At 67.9% G+C, this 18,997-nt stretch carries 20 protein-coding genes; 7 read left to right on the plus strand and 13 right to left on the minus strand.

The genetic code is table 11. The features are described 5' to 3' along the window. Window positions 1–45: 45 nt before the first annotated feature. The 5 genes from ACSVDD_RS26540 to ptsP are packed head-to-tail and all read left to right on the plus strand — an operon-like array spanning window position 46 to window position 3,949. Window positions 46–495: an HPr kinase/phosphorylase gene (locus ACSVDD_RS26540; RefSeq protein WP_448192437.1), complete on the plus strand. Its 450-nt coding sequence runs from the start codon at window positions 46–48 to the stop codon at window positions 493–495. A gap of 5 nt (window positions 496–500) precedes the next feature. Next, complete coding sequence (gene rapZ, locus ACSVDD_RS26545) at window positions 501–1,415, plus strand: RNase adapter RapZ (protein WP_448192438.1); 915 nt, start codon at window positions 501–503, stop codon at window positions 1,413–1,415. Window positions 1,416–1,474: 59 nt separating this feature from the next. Continuing rightward, window positions 1,475–1,876 (plus strand): PTS sugar transporter subunit IIA, encoded by a 402-nt coding sequence (locus ACSVDD_RS26550; protein ID WP_448192439.1) that lies wholly within the window; start codon window positions 1,475–1,477, stop codon window positions 1,874–1,876. 2 nt (window positions 1,877–1,878) lie between these two features. Next, the gene (locus ACSVDD_RS26555; RefSeq protein ID WP_448192440.1) at window positions 1,879–2,193 is read left to right on the plus strand and encodes an HPr family phosphocarrier protein; all 315 of its coding nucleotides are present in this window, start codon (window positions 1,879–1,881) and stop codon (window positions 2,191–2,193) included. Beyond that, complete coding sequence (gene ptsP / locus ACSVDD_RS26560; RefSeq protein ID WP_448192441.1) at window positions 2,183–3,949, plus strand: phosphoenolpyruvate--protein phosphotransferase; 1,767 nt, start codon at window positions 2,183–2,185, stop codon at window positions 3,947–3,949. Before ACSVDD_RS26555 ends, ptsP begins: the two co-directional genes overlap by 11 nt. Before the next feature lie 180 nt (window positions 3,950–4,129). Here ptsP and ACSVDD_RS26565 read toward each other — a convergent pair whose 3' ends face one another. The 5 genes from ACSVDD_RS26565 to aceA all read right to left on the minus strand — a co-directional run bounded on the left by ACSVDD_RS26565 (window position 4,130) and on the right by aceA (window position 6,782). After that, window positions 4,130–4,510, minus strand: coding sequence for a helix-turn-helix domain-containing protein (locus ACSVDD_RS26565; RefSeq protein WP_448192442.1), 381 nt, complete (start codon window positions 4,508–4,510; stop codon window positions 4,130–4,132). After that, window positions 4,507–4,680: a type II toxin-antitoxin system RelE family toxin gene (locus tag ACSVDD_RS26570; RefSeq protein WP_448192443.1), complete on the minus strand. Its 174-nt coding sequence runs from the start codon at window positions 4,678–4,680 to the stop codon at window positions 4,507–4,509. Before ACSVDD_RS26570 ends, ACSVDD_RS26565 begins: the two co-directional genes overlap by 4 nt. Continuing rightward, window positions 4,677–5,030, minus strand: coding sequence for an HVO_A0114 family putative DNA-binding protein (locus ACSVDD_RS26575; protein ID WP_448192444.1), 354 nt, complete (start codon window positions 5,028–5,030; stop codon window positions 4,677–4,679). The genes ACSVDD_RS26570 and ACSVDD_RS26575 overlap by 4 nt, the downstream gene beginning before the upstream one ends. Continuing rightward, window positions 5,027–5,350, minus strand: coding sequence for a toxin-antitoxin system TumE family protein (locus tag ACSVDD_RS26580; protein ID WP_448192445.1), 324 nt, complete (start codon window positions 5,348–5,350; stop codon window positions 5,027–5,029). The genes ACSVDD_RS26575 and ACSVDD_RS26580 overlap by 4 nt, the downstream gene beginning before the upstream one ends. 154 nt (window positions 5,351–5,504) lie before the next feature. After that, window positions 5,505–6,782: an isocitrate lyase gene (aceA, locus tag ACSVDD_RS26585; RefSeq protein WP_448192446.1), complete on the minus strand. Its 1,278-nt coding sequence runs from the start codon at window positions 6,780–6,782 to the stop codon at window positions 5,505–5,507. Between the two features lie 182 nt (window positions 6,783–6,964). Here aceA and ACSVDD_RS26590 point away from each other — a divergent pair, with 182 nt between their 5' ends. After that, window positions 6,965–8,410 carry a helix-turn-helix domain-containing protein gene (locus tag ACSVDD_RS26590; RefSeq protein ID WP_448192447.1) on the plus strand — a complete coding sequence of 482 codons (1,446 nt, stop codon included), beginning with the start codon at window positions 6,965–6,967 and terminating at the stop codon, window positions 8,408–8,410. 5 nt (window positions 8,411–8,415) lie between these two features. On the opposite strand, the gene ACSVDD_RS26595 is transcribed toward ACSVDD_RS26590, so the two are convergent. From ACSVDD_RS26595 to ACSVDD_RS26630, 8 genes are all read right to left on the minus strand, one after another. Beyond that, window positions 8,416–11,349 carry a tetratricopeptide repeat protein gene (locus ACSVDD_RS26595; RefSeq protein WP_448192448.1) on the minus strand — a complete coding sequence of 978 codons (2,934 nt, stop codon included), beginning with the start codon at window positions 11,347–11,349 and terminating at the stop codon, window positions 8,416–8,418. Between the two features lie 5 nt (window positions 11,350–11,354). Next, window positions 11,355–12,500 carry an ATP-binding protein gene (locus ACSVDD_RS26600; RefSeq protein WP_448192449.1) on the minus strand — a complete coding sequence of 382 codons (1,146 nt, stop codon included), beginning with the start codon at window positions 12,498–12,500 and terminating at the stop codon, window positions 11,355–11,357. 196 nt (window positions 12,501–12,696) lie between these two features. Then, window positions 12,697–13,128 carry a PRC-barrel domain-containing protein gene (locus ACSVDD_RS26605; RefSeq protein WP_448192450.1) on the minus strand — a complete coding sequence of 144 codons (432 nt, stop codon included), beginning with the start codon at window positions 13,126–13,128 and terminating at the stop codon, window positions 12,697–12,699. Window positions 13,129–13,297: 169 nt separating this feature from the next. Beyond that, a complete protein-coding gene (locus ACSVDD_RS26610) occupies window positions 13,298–14,254 on the minus strand; it encodes a YsnF/AvaK domain-containing protein (protein WP_448192451.1) in 957 nt (318 codons plus the stop codon). A gap of 4 nt (window positions 14,255–14,258) precedes the next feature. Continuing rightward, entirely contained in the window at window positions 14,259–14,690 is a 432-nt protein-coding gene (locus ACSVDD_RS26615) for a YsnF/AvaK domain-containing protein (protein WP_448192452.1), read from the minus strand. An 8-nt stretch (window positions 14,691–14,698) separates the two neighbouring features. Then, a complete protein-coding gene (locus ACSVDD_RS26620) occupies window positions 14,699–14,830 on the minus strand; it encodes a hypothetical protein (RefSeq protein ID WP_448192453.1) in 132 nt (43 codons plus the stop codon). A 69-nt stretch (window positions 14,831–14,899) separates the two neighbouring features. After that, on the minus strand, window positions 14,900–15,562 hold the full coding sequence (locus ACSVDD_RS26625) for a hypothetical protein (RefSeq protein WP_448192454.1): 663 nt from the start codon (window positions 15,560–15,562) through the stop codon (window positions 14,900–14,902). A gap of 5 nt (window positions 15,563–15,567) precedes the next feature. Beyond that, window positions 15,568–16,977, minus strand: a complete 1,410-nt coding sequence (locus ACSVDD_RS26630) for a cation diffusion facilitator family transporter (RefSeq protein ID WP_448192455.1) — start codon at window positions 16,975–16,977, stop codon at window positions 15,568–15,570. Between the two features lie 223 nt (window positions 16,978–17,200). Here ACSVDD_RS26630 and ACSVDD_RS26635 point away from each other — a divergent pair, with 223 nt between their 5' ends. Then, the gene (locus ACSVDD_RS26635) at window positions 17,201–18,994 is read left to right on the plus strand and encodes a glycoside hydrolase family 17 protein (protein WP_448192456.1); all 1,794 of its coding nucleotides are present in this window, start codon (window positions 17,201–17,203) and stop codon (window positions 18,992–18,994) included. The last annotated feature ends 3 nt before the right edge of the window (window positions 18,995–18,997 follow it).

Consider the following 18,997-nt stretch of genomic DNA (forward strand, 5'->3'; position numbering starts at 1 on the left):
AGACCTCCCATTGACAGAACCCGCGGCACGCCTCACCTTGGCCGCATGGTGACGATTCACGGCACCTGCGTTCTGGTCGGGGGAATCGGCGTGCTGCTGCGCGGGCCTTCCGGCGGCGGCAAATCCGATGTCGCCGTGCGCCTCATCGACGACGGGGCTCTGCTCGTCGCCGACGATCAAGTGCAGGTGCGCAACGACCAGGGCAGGCTGATGGCAACCGCGCCGGCTCCGCTGGCGGGCCTCATCGAGGTGCGCGGCGTCGGCATCCTCCCCGTGCCCACCGCTCCCGCCGCCGAAATCCGCCTTGTGGTCGATCTCGTGGCGGCCGGGCACGTCGAGCGCCTGCCCGAGCCGGAAACCGTCACGTTGCTGGACCACGCCCTGCCGCGCCTGGCGCTCGCCCCGTTCGACGCGTCCACCCCCGCCAAGCTGCGCCTCGCCGCCGCCGCGGTGGCGGCTGGACGGCTCGGCGCGGTGCCGCCCCCGCCCCAATGACCACCATGACCGATCAAGCCCAAGACACAGCACCCACCTCCACCGCCGGCCGCCGCCGCATCCTGCTGGCCACCGGCATGTCCGGCGCCGGGCTGTCGGTGGCGCTGAAGGCGCTGGAGGATCTGGGCTACGAGTCGGTGGACAATCTGCGCCTGTCGCTGGTGCCGGCGCTGATCGAGCAGGGCGACCCCAGCCACCGCTCGCTCGCCATCGTCATCGACAGCCGCACCCGCGACTTCTCGGTCGCCGCCTTCCTGGAGCAGGTCGAGTCGCTGCACGCCCGGCCGGATCTCGACGTGCGCCTGCTGTTCCTCGACTGCGGTGACGAGGTGTTGCAGCGCCGCTTCACCGAGACGCGGCGGCGCCACCCGTTGGCCGACGACCGCCCGGTGCCCGATGGCATCCAGCGCGAACGCACCCTGCTGTTCCCTTTGAAAGAGCGCGCCGACGTGGTGCTCGACACCACGCAGCTGTCCATCCACGATTTGCGGCGGCTCCTCGCCGGGACCTTCTCGCTGGACGCCCAGCCGGCCCTGCAAGTGTTCGTAACGTCGTTCTCTTTCCGCCTGGGGCTGCCGCGCGAGGCCGATCTGGTGTTCGACGTGCGCTTCCTGACCAATCCGCATTGGGACCCGACCCTGCGGCCGTTGACCGGGCGCGACGCGGCGGTCGCGGCGAAGGTCGAAGCCGACCCGGACTTCCCGGCGTTCTTCCAGAATTTGACGGGCTTGTTGCGGCCGCTTTTGCCGCGCTACAACCAAGAGGGAAAGAGCTATCTTACCGTTGCCGTCGGCTGCACCGGCGGGCGGCACCGTTCGGTCTTCGTGGCCGAGCGGCTGGCGGAATGGTTGAAGGAACTGGGGCTCAAGGTCGGGCTCAGCCATCGGGACCTCGAACGGCAAAGCCCGCGCTCCGGTTGAACCGGGAAAGAACGGGCCGCGACAAGGGTGGGAGGTTATCCCAGCGTGAAGGACATGCGATGATCGGTATGGTTCTGGTGACCCACGGACGGCTGGCGGAGGAGTTCATCGCCGCGCTGGTGCACGTCGTGGGCGAGCAACAGCAGGTCCGCGCCGTTTGCATCGGGCCGGACGACGACATGGAGCAGCGCCGGCAGGACATCCTCAACTCGGTCGCGTCGGTGGACGACGGGGCGGGCGTGGTGGTGCTGACCGACATGTTCGGCGGCACGCCGTCGAACCTCGCCATCTCGATCATGGACAAGGCGAAGGTCGAGGTGATCGCCGGCGTCAATTTGCCGATGCTGATCAAGCTGGCCAGCGTGCGCACCAACGAGACGCTGACCCACGCCGTCGTCGCCGCCCGCGAGGCCGGGCAGAAGTACATCAACATCGCTTCCTCCCTTCTGTCCGACGGGTGACCATGTCCGACGAGAACGGCGCCAACCAGCCTCCCGCCAGCCAGGCTCCCGAGGTCTGCCAGACCCTGACCATCACCAACCAGCGCGGCCTGCACGCCCGCGCCGCCGCCAAGTTCGTCAAGCTGGCCGCCAAGTACGATTGCGAAATCGAAGTGCGCCGCGGCGAGACGGTGGTGTCGGGCGAATCGATCATGGGCCTGATGATGCTGGCCGCCGGCCCCGGCACCACCGTGGAGTTGTGCGGCTACGGCGCCGAGGCCGAGGCCGCCATCGGCGCGCTGGCCGACCTGATCCTCCGCAAGTTCGATGAAGACTGACGCACCCCCCGGCAGCCGGACGCTGCGCGGCCTGGGGGTCTCCCCCGGCGTCGCCATCGGCCCGGCGCACATCGTCGAGAGCGGCGCCGTCCGCGTGCCGGAATACGCGCTGGCCGCCGACGCGGTCGACGCCGAGGTCGAGCGCTTCGCCGACGCCTGCGGCAAGGCGCGCCGGCAGATCCGCAAGCTGAAGACCAAGGCCCTGGTCCTGCCCGAGTCGGCCTCGGAGGAGATCGGCATCCTGATGGATGCCCACCTCGCCATGCTGACCAACTCGCGCCTGACGCGCGGGGTGGAGCGCCGCATCCGCGCGGAAGCGGTCAACGCCGAGGCCGCCGTGCAGGCGGAGATCGCCACCATCGCCGAGACCTTCGCCGCCATGGGCGACGCCTATCTGGCGGCGCGCGTCCACGACGTGCGCGAGGTGGGCCGGCGGGTGATCCGCGCGCTGATGCGGCACGAGTACCAGGCCTTCGCCGTGCTGCCGCCCGGCACCGTCATCCTGGCCGAGGAACTGACCCCGGCCGACACCGCCCTGCTCGACCCGCGCCGGGTGGCCGGCTTCGCCACCGTGCTGGGCGGGGCCGAGGGGCACACGGCGATCATGGCGCGCTCGCTGGGCGTGCCGGCGGTGCTGGGCGTCGCCGGGCTGCTGACCGGGGTGCGGCACGGCACGACGGTGGTGGTGGACGGCATCGCCGGCCGCGTCGTCATCGACCCCTCGCCCGAGGAGCTGGCCGACTACGGGCGCCGCCGCAGCGAGCGCCAGAAGGAGCGCGAGAAGCTCAAGACGCTGAAGCGCCTGCCGGCGGTGACGCGCGACGGCACCTCGATCGTCCTGCAGACCAACCTGGAGCTGCCGCGCGACCTCGACAACGCGCTGGACAGCGGTGCGCAGGGCATCGGCCTGCTGCGCACCGAGTTCCTGTTCATGAACCGCGACGACCTCCCCGACGAGGACGAGCAGTACGAGGTGCTGCGCGCCATCGTCGAGGGCATGGGCGGCCGTCCGGTCACCGCGCGCACCATGGACGTCGGAGGCGAGAAGCTGGCCGGCTGGATGACCGGCCGCTACACCGAGCCGGCCAACCCGGCGCTGGGCCTGCGCGCCATCCGCCTCGGCCTGCGCGAGCCGAAGCTGATGGAGACGCAGCTCGCCGCCATGCTGCGCGCCGGGGCGCACGGGCCGCTGCGCATCCTGCTGCCGATGATCTGCTCGGTGGCCGAGGTGCAGACGGTGCGCGAGATGATCGCCGCCGTCGCCCGCCGCCTGCGCCGCCGCGGCACGCCCATCGCCGACCCGCTGCCGCCGGTGGGGGTGATGGTCGAGGTGCCGGGAGCGGCGCTGTCGGCCGACGCCTTGAGCTACGCCGCGGATTTCTTCGCCATCGGCACCAACGACCTGACGCAGTACACGCTGGCCATCGACCGCGGCGACGAGCAGGTGGCGAGCCTGTACGACCCGCTGCACCCCGCGGTGCTGCGCCTGATCCAGTTTACCGTCGAGGCGGCGCTGCGCGCCCGCATCCCGGTGTGCGTCTGCGGCGAGATCGCCGGCGACCCGCGCTACACGGCGCTGCTGCTGGGATTGGGGATACGCGAGTTGTCGATGGCGCCGCTGAGCGTCCCGGTGGTCAAGCGCCGCATCCGCGCCATGGACCTGATGGAGGCGACGCGGCGGGCGCGTGTCATCATGGACCAGTCCGACAGCGGGAGGATCGCCGCGCTGCTCGACGACTTCAACGCAACGGCGTGAGGACCGAGGACCCAGGGAGGGTGGGAATGGAACAGAGTGGAACAGTTTGAAACAGTGTGCACGCCGTGTTTCGTTCATCTCTCCCGTCGCCACACAGCATGGCCGCTATAGACTATATTCCTAGCATGCCCGGCCATGTTTGGCAACGATCCATTCCCTCCCCCCGCTTCCAGCGGGTCACTATTGGCGCACCAGCAGATCCAGCGGAACCTTGAGCGTTGTGGCGATGCGGGCCATGGCGTCGAAGCTTCCCGGCTTCCGGGCGTTCTCGATCTCGGAAAGGTAGGACGGGGCGACACCAGCCGCTTCCGCCAAGCCACGTGCGGTGAGCCCGCGATGCTCGCGGAACACCGTGACCGGGTGGGCGCCGTCGAGGAGACGCTCCGCGACCTCGAACAGGAACGCCTCCGTCTCGCCGGCCACCAAGCGGGCCTTCACGGCTTCAGCATCGGACAGATCGTGCGCATCGGCCACCAACTCGGCCAGTGCCTCGAAGTCGGCCCGGCTCAGGGTCACGCTGTCGGCCGTTTCGGCAATCGGCGTGATGGGCAGAGCGCTCATCGGTAAACCTCCTTGCGGTTTCCAATCTTCAGCACGGTGATCACCAGGGCATCACCGTCGATCTGGTAGACGGCCCGCCAGTCGCCATGACGGATGCGACCTTGAGTGACTGACGTGAGCCAAACGTGTGTTAGGGAGGGACTATGGCCGATGCATGAGCCGCCACTCAAAGTGAGATGACCGCGTGGATCTCCGACACCGGCGCGCGCAAGGCGCGCCCCTCCTTCTCCACCAGACCGACCGATGCCAAAGCCTCCACATCCTCGTGAACGCGCTTGTAATCACGTCCCAGGTCACGCGCCAGCGCCCGCATGCTGGGTGCCGGGTTCCGATGCAGGTGCCGCAGCAGTTCATGACGCTTGTCGGTCATTACCGCCGACAAAGCCGACCACGAGACGAAGGACACGTTGTCCTCCGGCTCGACAACTTCTCCGCGCTCGGCCTTCTTCCAGACCTCCACGAAACGCTTCGCCGCATCGTCGAGCGCCGTGTAGCTGACGAAGATGTTCCGCTTGGTCATGATCTGTCTCCCCTGCATCCGTTCACGTCCGACAGGAAGTCGGCAAGCAGCGTGTCCACGTCCTCGAACACATATGGGGCTTCCGTGTCCCCATAGTGGCGGTGGTCACCCTTGCCGCGCTCGTTGTCGTATCCGACGATGCGCTTCCCCGTGACAATATAGACGAGGCGATACTTGAGGCCGTGCGTCGTCGGTGGGATCGGTTCCGGCACGCGCCACAACACCATTTCCGCGAAGGCTCCATCGGGAAACTCGACGCGCTCGCGGAGCAGGAGTTCGGCTTTGGGTTTCCTCGCCTTCATGATGGCAGAGTCTGCCATCACCCGCTGATGGCGGCAAGCGCCATCATGGCGCGCTCACCCACCCACGAAAAAAAAGCGGCCGGAGGGTTGCCCCTCCGGCCGCTCAGTTTATCAGAGCGTCAGCCTAATGTTGCCCTGAGAACTCACACAACAGAACTCACACAACCTGCGATCAATGGAACTGATCGGCCTCGGTCGAGTCCTTGTACGCGGTGGTCGAGGACTGGCCGCCCGACACGGCCGTCGCGACCATATCGAAGTAGCCGGTGCCGACCTCGCGCTGATGCTTGGTGGCCGTGTAGCCCTCGGCCTCGGCGGCGAACTCGGCCTGCTGAAGCTCGGAGTAGGCGGCCATGCCGCGGGCGGCGTAGCCCTTGGCCAGCTTGAAGGCCGAGTAGTTCAGGCTGTGGAAGCCGGCCAGCGTCACGAACTGGAACTTGTAGCCCATGGCCCCCAGCTCCTGCTGGTACTTCGCGATGGTCGCGTCGTCCAGGTTCGCCTTCCAGTTGAAGGACGGCGAGCAGTTGTAGGCCAGCAGCTTGTTCGGGAACTCCTTGCGGATGGCCTCGGCGAACTTGCGGGCGTCGTCGAGGTTCGGCTTGGAGGTCTCCCACCACAGCAGGTCGGAGTACGGCGCGTAGGACAGGCCGCGGGCGATGCAGTGATCGACGCCCACGCCGGTCTTCAGGCGGTAGAAGCCCTCCGAGGTGCGGCCGGCGTCGAAGTCGATGAACGGATGATCGCGCTCGTCGATGTCCGAGGTGATGAGCTGCGCCGACTCGGCGTCGGTGCGGGCGATCACCAGGGTCGAGGTGCCGCAGACGTCGGCGCCCATGCGGGCGGCGTTCAGCGTGCGGATGTGCTGCTGCGTCGGGATCAGCACCTTGCCGCCGAGGTGGCCGCACTTCTTCTCGGACGCCAGCTGGTCTTCCCAGTGCACGCCGGCCGCGCCGGCCTTGATCATCGACTTCATCAGCTCGAAGGCGTTCAGCGGGCCGCCGAAGCCGGCCTCGGCGTCAGCGATGATCGGCGCGAACCAATAGGTGTCGCCCTTGCCCTCGGCGGTCTGGATCTCGTCGCAACGCTTGAAGGCGTTGTTGATGCGCTCCACCACGGCCGGCACCGAGTTGGCCGGGTACAGGCTCTGGTCCGGGTACATCTGGCCGGCCAGGTTGGCGTCGCCGGCGACCTGCCAGCCCGACAGGTAGATGGCCTTCAGGCCGGCCTTCACCGCCTGCATCGCCTGGTTGCCGGTCAGGGCGCCCAGGGTGTTGATGTACGGCTCGGTGTTCAGCAGCTCCCACAGGCGCTGGGCGCCCAGCTCGGCCAGCGTGTACTCGATCTTGATCGAACCGCTCAGGCGCTTGACGTCATCCATCGTGTAATCGCGCTTGATGCCTTCGTAGCGGCTGGCGCGGAGGGCGGCCTTGGTCTTCTCGTCGAGTGCCATGCTGATGTTCCTTCTGCCTTCGGTCGCGCGCCACGTTGCGGCGCAGCACATGCTTTACAGTTATGACGAACGCCGCAGGATAGCAATAAGTGCTTGTTCGTAAAAAGGTAAGCTTGTAAAGCTCTGTCCGTGACAGCCTGTAAATCCGTAAAGTTTGTAACTTTACATGGCGGTGCGGTGGGATGGACAAGAAGGCGATGCTGGGACCCAAGGTGCGGCGCCTGCGGCGCGAGCACGGGTTGACCCAGGCGCAGATGGCGCAACAGCTCGGCATCTCGGCGAGCTACCTCAACCTGATCGAGCACAACCAGCGCCCGGTGACGGTGCCGCTGCTGCTCAAGCTGGGGCACGGCTTCGGCGTCGATCTCCAGGCCTTCGCCGAGGATGAGGAAAGCCGGCTGGTGGCCGGACTGCGCGAGGTGTTCGCCGACCAGCTGTTCGACGGCTCGGACATCAAGAACCAGGATTTGAAGGAACTCGCGGCCGTGGCGCCGACCCTGGGGCAGGCGGTGGTGACGCTGTACCGGTCGTTCCGCGAGCAGCGCGAGGATTTGCAGAACATGGGCGAGCGGCTGGCCGACCGCGACAAGCTCAATCTCGTGCACAACGCCGCCTTCCCGCTGGAGGAGGTGCGCGACTTCTTCCACACCCACCACAATCATTTCCCGGAGATCGAGGCGGCGGCCGAGGCGCTGTGGGAGGAGGCCAACCCCGAGCGCGGCGACCTCTACCGCGGGCTGGTGGACTGGCTTGCGAACCAGCAGGCGGTGCGCGTCAAGATCATGCCGGCCGACGTGATGGGGTACGCGGTGCGCCGGTTCGACCGGCACGGCCGGCGCATCCTGGTGTCGGAGATGCTGGCGCCGTCGGGGCGCAACTTCCAGCTCGCCGGGCAGATCGCGCTGTTGCGCCACCGCGACCTGATCAACAGCATCGTGGACGCCGCCAACCTGTCCGGCGACGACGCGCGGCGGCTGGCGCGCATCGGGCTGACCAACTATTTCGCCGGTGCCGTGCTGATGCCCTACGACCGCTTCCTGGAGGCGGCCAAGCACGAGCGGTACGACATCGACGTGCTGCGCCGCCGCTTCGACGCCAGCTTCGAGCAGGTCTGCCACCGGCTGACCACGTTGCAGCGGCCGGGGGCGCGCGGGGTGCCGTTCTTCCTGATCCGGGTGGACAGCGCCGGCAACGTGTCGAAGCGGTTTTCCGGTGCGGGGTTCCACTTCGCGCGCTTCGGCGGCGGCTGCCCGCGCTGGATCGTCTACGAGGCGTTCCGCACGCCCGGCAAGATCCACACCCAGGTAGCGCAGATGCCCGACGGGACGACGTATTTCTCGCTGGCGCGCACGGCGGTGAAGGCCAGCGGCGGCTACCGCAGCCCGCCGCAGCAGTTCGCCATGGCGCTGGGCTGCGAGATCGCGCACGCCGGCCAGATCGTCTACGCCGACGGCATCGACCTGGAGCACACCGAGGCCGCAACCCCCATCGGCGTCAACTGCCGCCTGTGCCCGCGCGTGGACTGCTCACAACGCGCCTTCCCGCCGCTGAACCACCGGCTGATCGTCGACGAGAACCTGCGCGGCGTGACGCCGTTCCTGTTCGCGCCGCCGCCGGGGGAGCGGTAGGGGCGTCAGGGGGAGCTGATGCGCTTCGGCGGTCGGCCACGGCGACGCTTGGGCGGGGGCGGCTGTGGGGGTTCGGAGGCGTGGCGGCGGCTGGCGAGCCAGTTGTAGATGCGTTGCGCGGGCTGCCGCACCTCGGGATTGACGTCCAGCAGCGAGCGCTCGCCACGCACATAGGCGACAAAGGCGGCATAGATGGGAGCGTGACGGTCGGAATGGCCGGTTTCAGCCATCCACGCGATCAGGCGCTCGCCATAACCGCGCCGCTCGAACAAATACAGAAGGCGCAGCAGGTCATCGAAGCAATTTACTTCTGGTGTGTCCAATTCAAGAGCCAGCGCAGCATCGAGGTGGCGCGTTGAGGCCCCGAAATTGTCTTTTGAAACTTCCATGCCAGCATCAATCAGGCAAATCCCAACCAATGCCATATTGGAAATTTCCTGGCGCAGCACCTCGGCTTCGGTTTGGCGCCCAGTATCGAGATACAACCAAAGCAGATTGCATTGACCCATCGCCAGAATGTCTCCGCCAAGGTTAACAACTCTCCGGTAGGCGCGCTCGGCGTCTTTCGGACGCCGGAGATGATCAGCCAGCAGGTTACCAAGACGGTTCAGCACCCGAGCATTTGTCGGATCGAGCTCTATGGCTCTGCGGCAGGCCACCTCCGCCTCGGCGGGGTGGTCAAGGTGGTCCATCAGCACGGCGCCAAGGTTGTTCAACGCCCAGGCATATTGCGGATCGAGCTCTATGGCTCTGCGGTAGGCCACCTCCGCCTCGGCGGGGCGGCCTAGGTGGTCCATCAGCACGGCGCCAAGGTTGTTCCACGCCCAGGCGTATTGCGGGTCAAGCTCGATGGCTCTGCGGTAGGCCACCTCCGCCTCGGCGGGGCGGCCTAGGCAGTTCATCAGCAGGCGACCGAGGTTGTTCCACGCCAAAGTGTGTTGCGGATCAAGCCGGATGGCTCTGCGGTAGGCCACCTCCGCCTCGGCGGGGCGGCCTAGGTGGTCCATCAGCACGACGCCAAGGTTGTTCCACGCCCAGGCGTATTGCGGGTCAAGCTCAATGGCTCTGTGGTAGGCCACCTCCGCCTCGGCGGGGCGGCCTAGGCGGTTCATCAGCAGGCGACCGAGGTTGTTCCACGCCGAAACGTATTGCGGATCAAGCCGGATGACTTTGCGGTAGGCCACGGCCGCCTCGGCGGGGCGGCCAAGGTGGTCCATCAGCACGGCGCCAAGATTGTTCCACGCCCGGGCGTATTGCGGATCGAGCTCGATGGCTCTGCGGCAGGCCACCTCCGCCTCGGCGGGGCGGCCTAGGCGGTTCATCAGCAGACGGCCGAGGTTGTTCCACGCCAAAGCGTATTGCGGATCAAGCCGGATGGCTTTGCGGTAGGCCACCTCCGCCTCGGCGGGGCGGCCTAGGCGGTTCATCAGCACGACGCCAAGGTTGTTCCACGACCAAGCGTATTGCGGATCAAGCTCGATGGATCTCCGGTAGGCCACCTCCGCTTCAGCGAGACGGCCAGCTTTGTAGTGTGATACCCCTGCCGCGAATAGCGTAGGCGCATCCCGCTTTCCCTGCACACCGGAGGCCACCGCCGCACGTTTCCGTACCAAGCCGCCCCCTGCCCGCCCCGTGGCAACCTGCCCCTCCATGGCTTCGAGCGCCGCATCGAGAGCTTCGGCGTAGAGCGGCCCCCACCTGCCAGAATCCGTGCATTGCGCAAAGCGTTCCCGCATCCGCTTCAGGTCACCATCCGTGTAGAAGATCTGCAAAAAGGCCGTGAGCCAGCGCATCTTCTGCTTGGTCCGGCGCGTGCCGTGCCGCATCAGGTACCAGACATTGAAGAATCGCTCGACCAGTTGGTATCCGGCCCGCGAGCCGGAGGTCGGCACCTCCTCGATCAGCCCGAAACTCTTCAGGCGGCTGAGCTGGGAGGAGACGGTGGTGACCTCGACCCCGGCCGCCACGGACAGGTCGTGGGACGTGATCGGGTCCCAATGCAGAGCGACGGCATCGAAGATCGAGCGCTGCAACTCGGTGCTCAACTCCTCCACCCGCGCCTTGTAGAAGGGCGTCAGCTGGTCGAGCAACGCTTCCAGATCGGCGAACACCGTCTCGCTTTCCGCGCGCTCCAGCAGTTGGTAGATCAGCGCGAGAATGCGCGGGTTGCCGCCCGTCAGCGTGTGCAGAACGCGCAGCCGTTCCGGTTCGCGGTCCAGAATGGCGATCACGGGCTTCCCGGCGTCGCCGCGCGAGACGGCCAGCCGGCGCATGCATTGCAGCAGTTCCGCTTCGGTCAGCGGCTCCAGCAGGTCCATTCGGAAGAACTCGTAGAACGCCGCCTTCGGGTCGCCGCTCTGGCGGAGAGCCCGCGTGGCCGCACCGTAGAGGATCGGCCCGCTGGGAGCTTGCAGGGCGCGGCGCAGTTGCCAGTGCTCGTCCGCCGGCAAGGCATCCAGCACGAGGTCCAGGTTGTCCACCAGCAGCACCGGGCGCTTCCCGGTCAATGCGACGCACGCCAGAAAATTTTCGACCGCGCCGTCCGCCGTGGCCCAGGCGGGACCGCACAACGCACGGTCCAACCGTTGCGCCTCGGCGCCTTGGCCCGACTGTTCCAGCCATTCGGCGAGAGCCTCGCCGCAGTTGCGCCAGAAGCGGTCAAGCGTGCGGACGTTGTACTGCTCCTCGCGGAAGGTGAGCGGCAGCAGCGTCGTGGCCAAGCCCGGATCGCTCTTGATGCCGATGGCGAGGCGGCGCAGCAGGCTGGTCTTGCCCATGCCACGCTGGCCGATGATCACGCGGTGCTTGGCTTCGCCGCAGGACGGGATCTGCCGCAGTTGGCCGAGCAAGAAGTCCGCCAGTTCATTGCGGGCGATGAATCCGGCAAGGAAGTCTTCTTCGCTCAGGCGGCGGGGATCGTAGATGGCGATGCCGGTCATCGGGCTCACTCCGCGTGGTAACGCAGCCAATAACGGCGCAGCAGCCCGGAGCGGAAGCGGAACCGCGCGTCCTCTCCCTCCCCCGCTTCCATCAGGTATCCATCGGTGACAAGCACGTTCAGCAGGGCACGCAGTGTTTTGCGGGCGACGCTACGCGGCGGCACGCTCAAGCGGGCGAACAGCGTGTCGAACTGCTCTCCGGTGGACTGCCGGGAGCAAAGGTCGAGGACAAGGCGCAGGATATCGGCGTCGTCCCGCGCGAAGTTCTTGCTCAGATGTTCTTCCCACGGAACGAAGCAGGTGTTGCGCTCGGGGGCCAACATGGCGGTCAGCGCGGCATCAATGTCTTGTTCGGTCGCCAGCGGCAAGCCCTCGCCTTGCGGGCCGCTCGGCCTGACGAGCTTGGCGATCTCTTCGAGGTAGTAAGGCGCCAACCAACCGAGTTGATCGGCCAAACGCGCGAAAGACGCATCGTTCAAAGCGAATGGCCGGAACACTTGGCCGGTCTTCGACAGGTGCTCCAGGAACGCCCGTGCGGCGTCGGTTCCGAAGGGCTCAAGCGGGAACAGTGTGAGATTGACCAGCGCTCCCCCAATTTCTCCACGCTTGGCGATGGCATCGAGCCCGATGGAGCCCGTGAACAGCCAGCGGACCTTCGGGTAACGCTGCTGGAGAGCCCGCAAGCCGTACAGGAATCCCTTGGCCGCTTGCGGATCGCGCTCCTGGAGATCTTTGACGAAGAGCGCCAACTCGTCGACGAGGATGACGGTTCCTTGCTCCCGCGCGTTGAGGCCGCGCACCAAGGTCTCGGCGAAGGAAGCCCAATCCGTTTGAACCAGCGCTTGCTGCCATCCATCCTTGAAGTCATTGGAGAAAAACTGGTTCACAAACTGCTTTGCGCGGCCTCCGGCCTTTGCAGCAAGCCCCTCTTGCTCTTCGATCTGCTGGCAGAGGTGGCGCAGGAATTGTGTCTCCTGGCTCATGCCCTGAACGTCGCACAAAACAGCCATCCAGCCCTTTTGGCGCAGGTCGTCGGCAAAGCTTTTGATCAGCCACGTTTTGCCGATTCGGCGCGGCGCCAACATGAGGACGCTGCGCCCCCGCTCAACGTGAAACAGCAGTTCCTGACGCTCGGTAAGCCGGCTGAACATGAGCGGACTCCGCCAGAGGCATCGCGGCACGATTTATCCAATAACTGATAAATCGGTTTTTGGATAAATTCAATAGCGATATACGCGAAGCCCGCCTGCGCTTTCCCTTCCATCGTGCGGTCATCCACCCAAAACAAAGCCGGCGGACAGGCGCCCCACAGGCCCCCGTCCGCCGGCTCGCAAACGCCGCGCTCGGTTACTTCAGCGCGCCCTTGACGTCCTCGTACTTGCCCTTCTGCCACTTCTCCAGGCCCTGGATCTGGTCCTTGGTCATGTCCAGGGTCATCTTGTCGCCCTTCATGTGCAGGCGGTTCGCCGGCAGCACCACGTCCTTGTCGCTCACGTCCACCACGTGGTCGACGTCGAGCACGACGAAGGTGTCCTTGCCCTTGCGGACCACACCCTCGACCTGGGCGATCTCCTTGCCGTCGCTGCCGTAGACGTCCTTGCCCTTCAACTGGTCGGCGCGCATGCGCGCCAGCGCCGGGTCCATCTGGCCCTCAGTGGACGCCACCGACGGCGATACCTCCTTGGCCGGGGCCTTGCTGCTGCTCGTGCCGGTCTGAGCGAAGGCCGGCGCGGCGGCGAGAAGGACGGCAAGGCTGCACGCGGTCATCAGCGTCTTCATGGTAAACCTCCCATGCGGTTGGAACTGTACCGACGTGAACGCGCCAGCCGGAGAATGCTTCCCTGCTCCGGCGGGCTACCCCGTTCACACCGCACGCCCAGCCCATAAGAAGAGGGCGGCCCGGCGGCCGCCCTCCCCGTCTTCCCGGCTTTCCGGCGAATGGTGCCGGTCAGCGCTCCAGATCGTCATCGCGGCGCACCGTCCGGTCCGTGGCAGGCCGATCCTTGCCCGTGCGGCCGTCATCGATCTCAACCTCGGTGCGGCGGACGGTGTCGGAGACGTTCTGCGCGCGCTCCTCGACGTCCTTGCGGATGACGACTTCCTCCGTCACGTGGGCGCGCTTCTGCACGACCGCCTCCTCGGCGGTCTCGGAGACCTCGATCTCGCGCTCGCGGAAGGCGTCCTCGGGCAGGTTGTCGACCGCGCGGTCGACCGGGCGCCGCTCGACGCTGACGTGCTCCTGGCGCAGGTTGACCTGCTCGTTCACCGGAGTCTCGGTGACATAGCTGCGCACCCGCACGGTGCCGCGCTCGACCTGACGCTTGCCGATGTCGAGCTTCTCCTCGGCGACCGGGATGACCTCCTCGCGGTCCACATCGACGCCGCGGCGGGCGGTGGTTTCGTCGGTGGTGTTGGTGGCGCGGAACGACTCCGCGGCGGCACCCAGCCCGGCGCCGGTGCCCATACCAGAGGTGGTCATGCTGCCGGCGGCGTAGCGCGCGCGCTCCTCGCTGGCCGAGGTCTCGTCGTAGGGGGCCGCCGTCTCGTCGTAGCCGGTCCAGCCGGACGAACGGTAGGCGGTCTCGCGCTCGTCCACGTCCACCACGTTGCCGCGCTCCAGCACGGCGACGGCGCGGTCGACGTCGTCGTCATCGACGCGCAGCTTCAGCAGGCTGCCGCCGCGCCGCACGCCCTCGGCGTAGACATGGGCGTCGCGCTCCGGGACGCTCCACTCGAACAGGCGGGACAGGAAGCCGCCGCTCTCGCGGCTGCTGTAATCCGTGGTGGTGTCGGTGTGGGCGATGATCTCGGTGGCGCTGCGGTCGAAGCCGTCCGCTTCCAGATCCCTCACCGCCGCCTCGGCATCGCTGCGGGTGTCGTAGAGGGCTACGATGGTCCTGTTCATGGTGTCACTCCTCGGGTTGTGGGTGTGCCCCGGCACCCCGCCCGCCGGGTTCTTCGATAGGTTCGCCCCCTATCCGCTCGATGGTAGCGCCCTCGGATCGCAGCGTGACGGGCTGCTCGGCCTGCACGGTGCGCTTCGTGCGGCGCACGTGGATCTCCTCGCGCAGGACAAGGCGCCTCTCCACCACCAGCACCTCTTCGACCAGCGGAATGATCGTGGTGTCGCCGTCCTGGCGGATCTCCGGCCGGGCATCGACCTCGCGGTCGACGGGCACGCGCGTCACCTCGACGTCCTCCTGCTCCAGGGCCTGGCGGACGATCTCCTGGTGTTCGGTGACTTTGGTGGTCACCCGCACGCGACCGCGTTCGACGCGGCGCTTGCCGACGGAGATCGTTTCCTCGTGGAGCGGAACGACCGTCTCGCGGTCGTCAGGCATGGCGGCGCTCAGCGCAGGACGAAATACAGGATGATCGCCAGGACGATCAGCCCGACGACGATCCACGTCCAATTAAGCCCCGCGGCGGCCCCCGGCCCGCCGTATACGCCGACCTTCTTGGGTCCGTGCTCGTTCGCCATGGATGCCTCCAGAGGTGTCGAATGCACCGTCAACAGTGGGAGGCACAGGCCGTTGCGACTCGACTCCTATTATTTGGGGAGACCCCGCATTGGGGCACCCGGCCGGCAGGTCTGCACGGCGTGCTCGATGATGGCGCAGGCGTCGGCGCCCTCGATGACGCGCCGCTCCAGCAGCGCGTCGGCCAGCGCCTCGACGGCGGCCCAGCGCGGCGGCGGTCGCAGGACGGCGGCGGCGCGGGCCCACAGCGCCGTCATGAGGACGTTCAGCTCACGGTCGTTGCGGGCGAAGTCGCGCGCCTTGCGCAGCGCGAGGGCATAGTCGCCGCTGCCGCCGGCCATCATGATGCGGTTGCGCGAGATCCGCCGGCAGCGCGCCTCGGCCAGCGTGCCGGCCAGCAGCTCGACGACGTCCGCCTCCATGTCGCGGCGCCAGCCGGCGAGCATGCGGCCATACTCCGCCGGGGAGGCGGCGTCGCTCGTCGTGCCGGGCAGGTAGCGGCCCTGCGGCAGGTAGCGCGCCGGCTCCTCGACCATGCCCAGGCAGTCGATCCGGCAGCCGAGGCCGGTGACGTAGGCGCCGGCCTCGGCCTCCTCCATGGAGCGCACGACGACGCGCTCGAAGTGGCAGCCGCGCAGGCCCAGCGCGCGCTGCATGGCCCAGCTCGCCACGGCGTGCCCCGATTCGTGGACAGCGACCCAGCGCGGCGTTCCCTTGAGCCCGTGCCGGTCCATGCCCCCTACTCCGCTGGTACGGTGCTGACGCCGGTCACCGGGTCGTCGTGGTGGCCAACGGGTTCGGCGTGCACCACGACGCGCGCGATGCCGCGCAGCCGGTCGCGGATCAGGTATTCGAAACGGGCGGTGGCGTCGTGCACCCGGCGCACCGGAGCGTCGCCGGCGAACACGCAGTGAAAGGAGACGTACAGCCCCTCCTCCACCTGCTGGACGCGCACGTGGTGCACGCCCTTGATGGTCGGCAGGTCGCGCCCGATGGCCTCGATGTCGGCGGTCAGCGCCGCGAGGCGGTCGGGGTCGAGGTCACGGCCCTGCACCACATGGGTACGGCGCGGGTCGATGTGGCTGTCGATGGCGATGTCGCCCAGCTCGGCCAGCAGCGCCTGCTCCAGCTCGGTCGCGATGTCGTGCGCGGCGCCGATCGACAGGTCCTCCTCGACCTCCAGGTCGAAGCCCAGGTGCTTGCGGCCGGCGACATCCTGGACGCTGACGTCGTGCACGGCCAGCCCGCGTGCCGCGGCCTTGACGCGCACCGTCTCGGCGATGCTCTCGTCGTCGAGCGCCAGCGGCTCGGCGACCACCAGGGGATCGGCCTCGGGCAGGGCGGCGCGGATGGCGTCGGCCACCTCGGCGCGGAGTGCTGCGACCCGCTCGAAGGGCAGCGTGCGGCTGACCCGAAGCTCCACGTCGAGGAACAGCACGTTGCCGGCCGGGCGCACCCGCACGCGCTCGACCCGCGCCACATCAGGCACCTTTGCGGCGATCCGGGTGACGCGGTCGGTGACGCCCTCCGGAGCGGCGTCCATCAGCACGTCGATGGTGCGCTTGCCCAGCCGCCAGCCGGCCAGCGCCACGAACACCGCCACGCCCAGCGCCGCCACCGCGTCGCCCTTGGGCCAGCCCAGCGCCACGAAGCCCAGGCCCAGCAGCACCACCGCCGAGCTGACGATGTCGGAGCTGAAGTGCAGCGCGTCGGCCTCCAGCGCCTGGCTGCCGGTTTCCTTGGCGACCCGGTACAGCGCGCGCGAGCGGCCGAAGTCGATGGCGATGGACACCACGATGACCGCCACCGCGTACCATGGAGTCTCCACGGCGACGGTGTCGGAGAGCAGCCGCTCCACCGCCTCCTTGACGATCCAGGCGCCGGTGACGAACAGCAGCCCGGTCTCGATCAGCGCCGAGATGCTCTCCACCTTGCCGTGGCCGTAGGGGTGGTTCTCGTCCGCCGGCTGGTCGGACATGCGCACGGCGAACCACGTCAGCGCCGCCGCGCCGAGATCGAGCAGGGAGTGCGCCGCCTCCGACAGGATGGCCAGCGAGCCGGTCATCAGCCCAACCACCAGCTTCATCGCCGCCATGAAGGCGCTGGCGAACACCGACGAGAGGGCGACCGATTCCTTCGATTCCTGCATGCGCGCAACTCCGACCCAGATCGTAAGGCAGCACTATCACCACCGGCGCCGACGGTCCACCCGCCCGCGGAATAATCCGCGTTACCCCCGCGTTCATCCCTGTCGTGAAGGCGCGTCCCTCACGCAGGGTCACCTCAGGGTGGGCCGGTGCGATGCGACAAGCATGGCATCGGCCCACCCTTCTCTTTCGGCGTGATGCGCCTTTCGTGTAGACAGTGGATCCATGCGCATTCTGAACATCCTCGCCGTGCTCCTCGTGGCCGGCCTCGCCACCGCCGCCTTGTGGTATGTCCCCAACCGGCCGGTCCCGCTCGAAGCACCGCCCGGCGGCAAGCTGAAAAGCGTCTCCTTCGCCCCGTTCCGCGACGGGCAGAGCCCGCTGACGCGCGTCTATCCCTCGACGGAACAGATCGAGGAGGACATGCAGGCGCTCTCGGCGCAGGTCGCGGGCATCCGCACCTACACCTCGCTGGAAGGGCTGGAGGTGGTGCCGGAGCTGGCGAAGAAGCACGGGCTTCAGGTCACCATGGGCGCGTGGCTGTCGAGCAAGCTCGACAAGAACGAGGCGGAGGTGGCGTCGCTCATCAGCCTCGCCAACCGCTACCCGGAGACCATCACCCGCGTCATCGTCGGCAACGAGGTGCTGCTGCGCGGCGAGCTGACGCCCGAGCAGATCACCGGCTATCTGCGCAGGGTGAAGGCCGCCATCAAGCAGCCGGTGTCCTACGCCGACGTCTGGGAATGGTGGCTGAAGTACCCGCAGATGGCCAAGGAGGTGGACTACATCACCATCCACCTGCTGCCCTATTGGGAGGACATCCCGGCCAGTGTCGAGAAGGGGGCCGAGCACATCGCGTGGTCCTACCGCGAGATCGCCGCGCGCTTCCCCGGCAAGCCGATCCTGATCGGCGAGACCGGCTGGCCGACCTCCGGCCGCGCCCGCGGCGCAGCCGCCCCTGGACTGGTCGCCAAGGCGCAGTTCATCAACCAGATCGTCCGGCTGGCCGAGAAGGAAGGCTTCGACGTCAACATCATCGAGGCGTTCGACCAGAACTGGAAGCAGAAGCTGGAGGGCACCGTGGGCGGCCATTGGGGCCTCTACACGGTGGACCGCAAGCCGAAGTTCTCGCTGGCCGGCCCGGTGGTCGAGAACCCCAAGTGGGCCGAGCACGCAGGGCTGGCGGTCATGGCCGGCACCGCGCTGTTCGCCGTGCTGGCGGCCAGCGGCCCGATGCTGCCGCTGGCGGGCGCCGCGGTGCTCGCCGCGCTGACCAACGGCTTCGCCAGCCTGTACCTGCACGCCGCCGACCTCGGCCTGCACCGCAGCTATTACTGGCAGGACCTGACGCTGACCGGGATCATGCTGGCGCTCACCGGAGCCCTGGGGCTGTGCGTGCTGATGGCGGCGCACCGCGTGCTGTCCGGCCGGCCGCTGGGGACCGAGCCGCTGCGCGGGCTGGCGGCCGATGTGGGCTATGGCCGGCTGCACCGCGTCGGCGCCACAACCACGCTGGCGCTGGCGGCGGTTCTGGCGGTGTGGAGCTTCCTCATCGTCTTCGACGGCCGGTATCGCAACTTCCCGACATGGTACGCGGCGATCCCGGCGGTGGGGCTGCCGGTGCTCGGCTGGCTGCGCGCGGTGTGGCGGCCGGTGGGGACGAACTGGCGCTCGGCCTTTGCCGCGGGGTCGCTGTTCCGCCCGGCGGTGGCGATGGTGCGCACCCCGGTGCGCGCCCCGCGGCTGGAGCTGTGGCTGGGCCGCGCGCTGCTGGCCGGGGCGACGCTGACTCTGGTCGCCGAGGGCGTGCTGCCCATCGACGCGCCGCTGCGCGGCTGGCTCGCCGGCACCAGCGCCATGCCGCTGAGCGCCATCGACTGGGCGCACCCCAACGTCGAGGCGCTGGTCTGGGCCGGCTTGCAGGCGTTGTTCGCCCTGCCCTTCCTGGCGAGCGCGCGGTTGGCCCGCGCCTCGCAGCCGGACGCGGCGGCGCGCGCCGTGCGGGCCGTGGGGGAGTAAGGC

Source organism: Azospirillum terrae, from assembly GCF_053470425.1.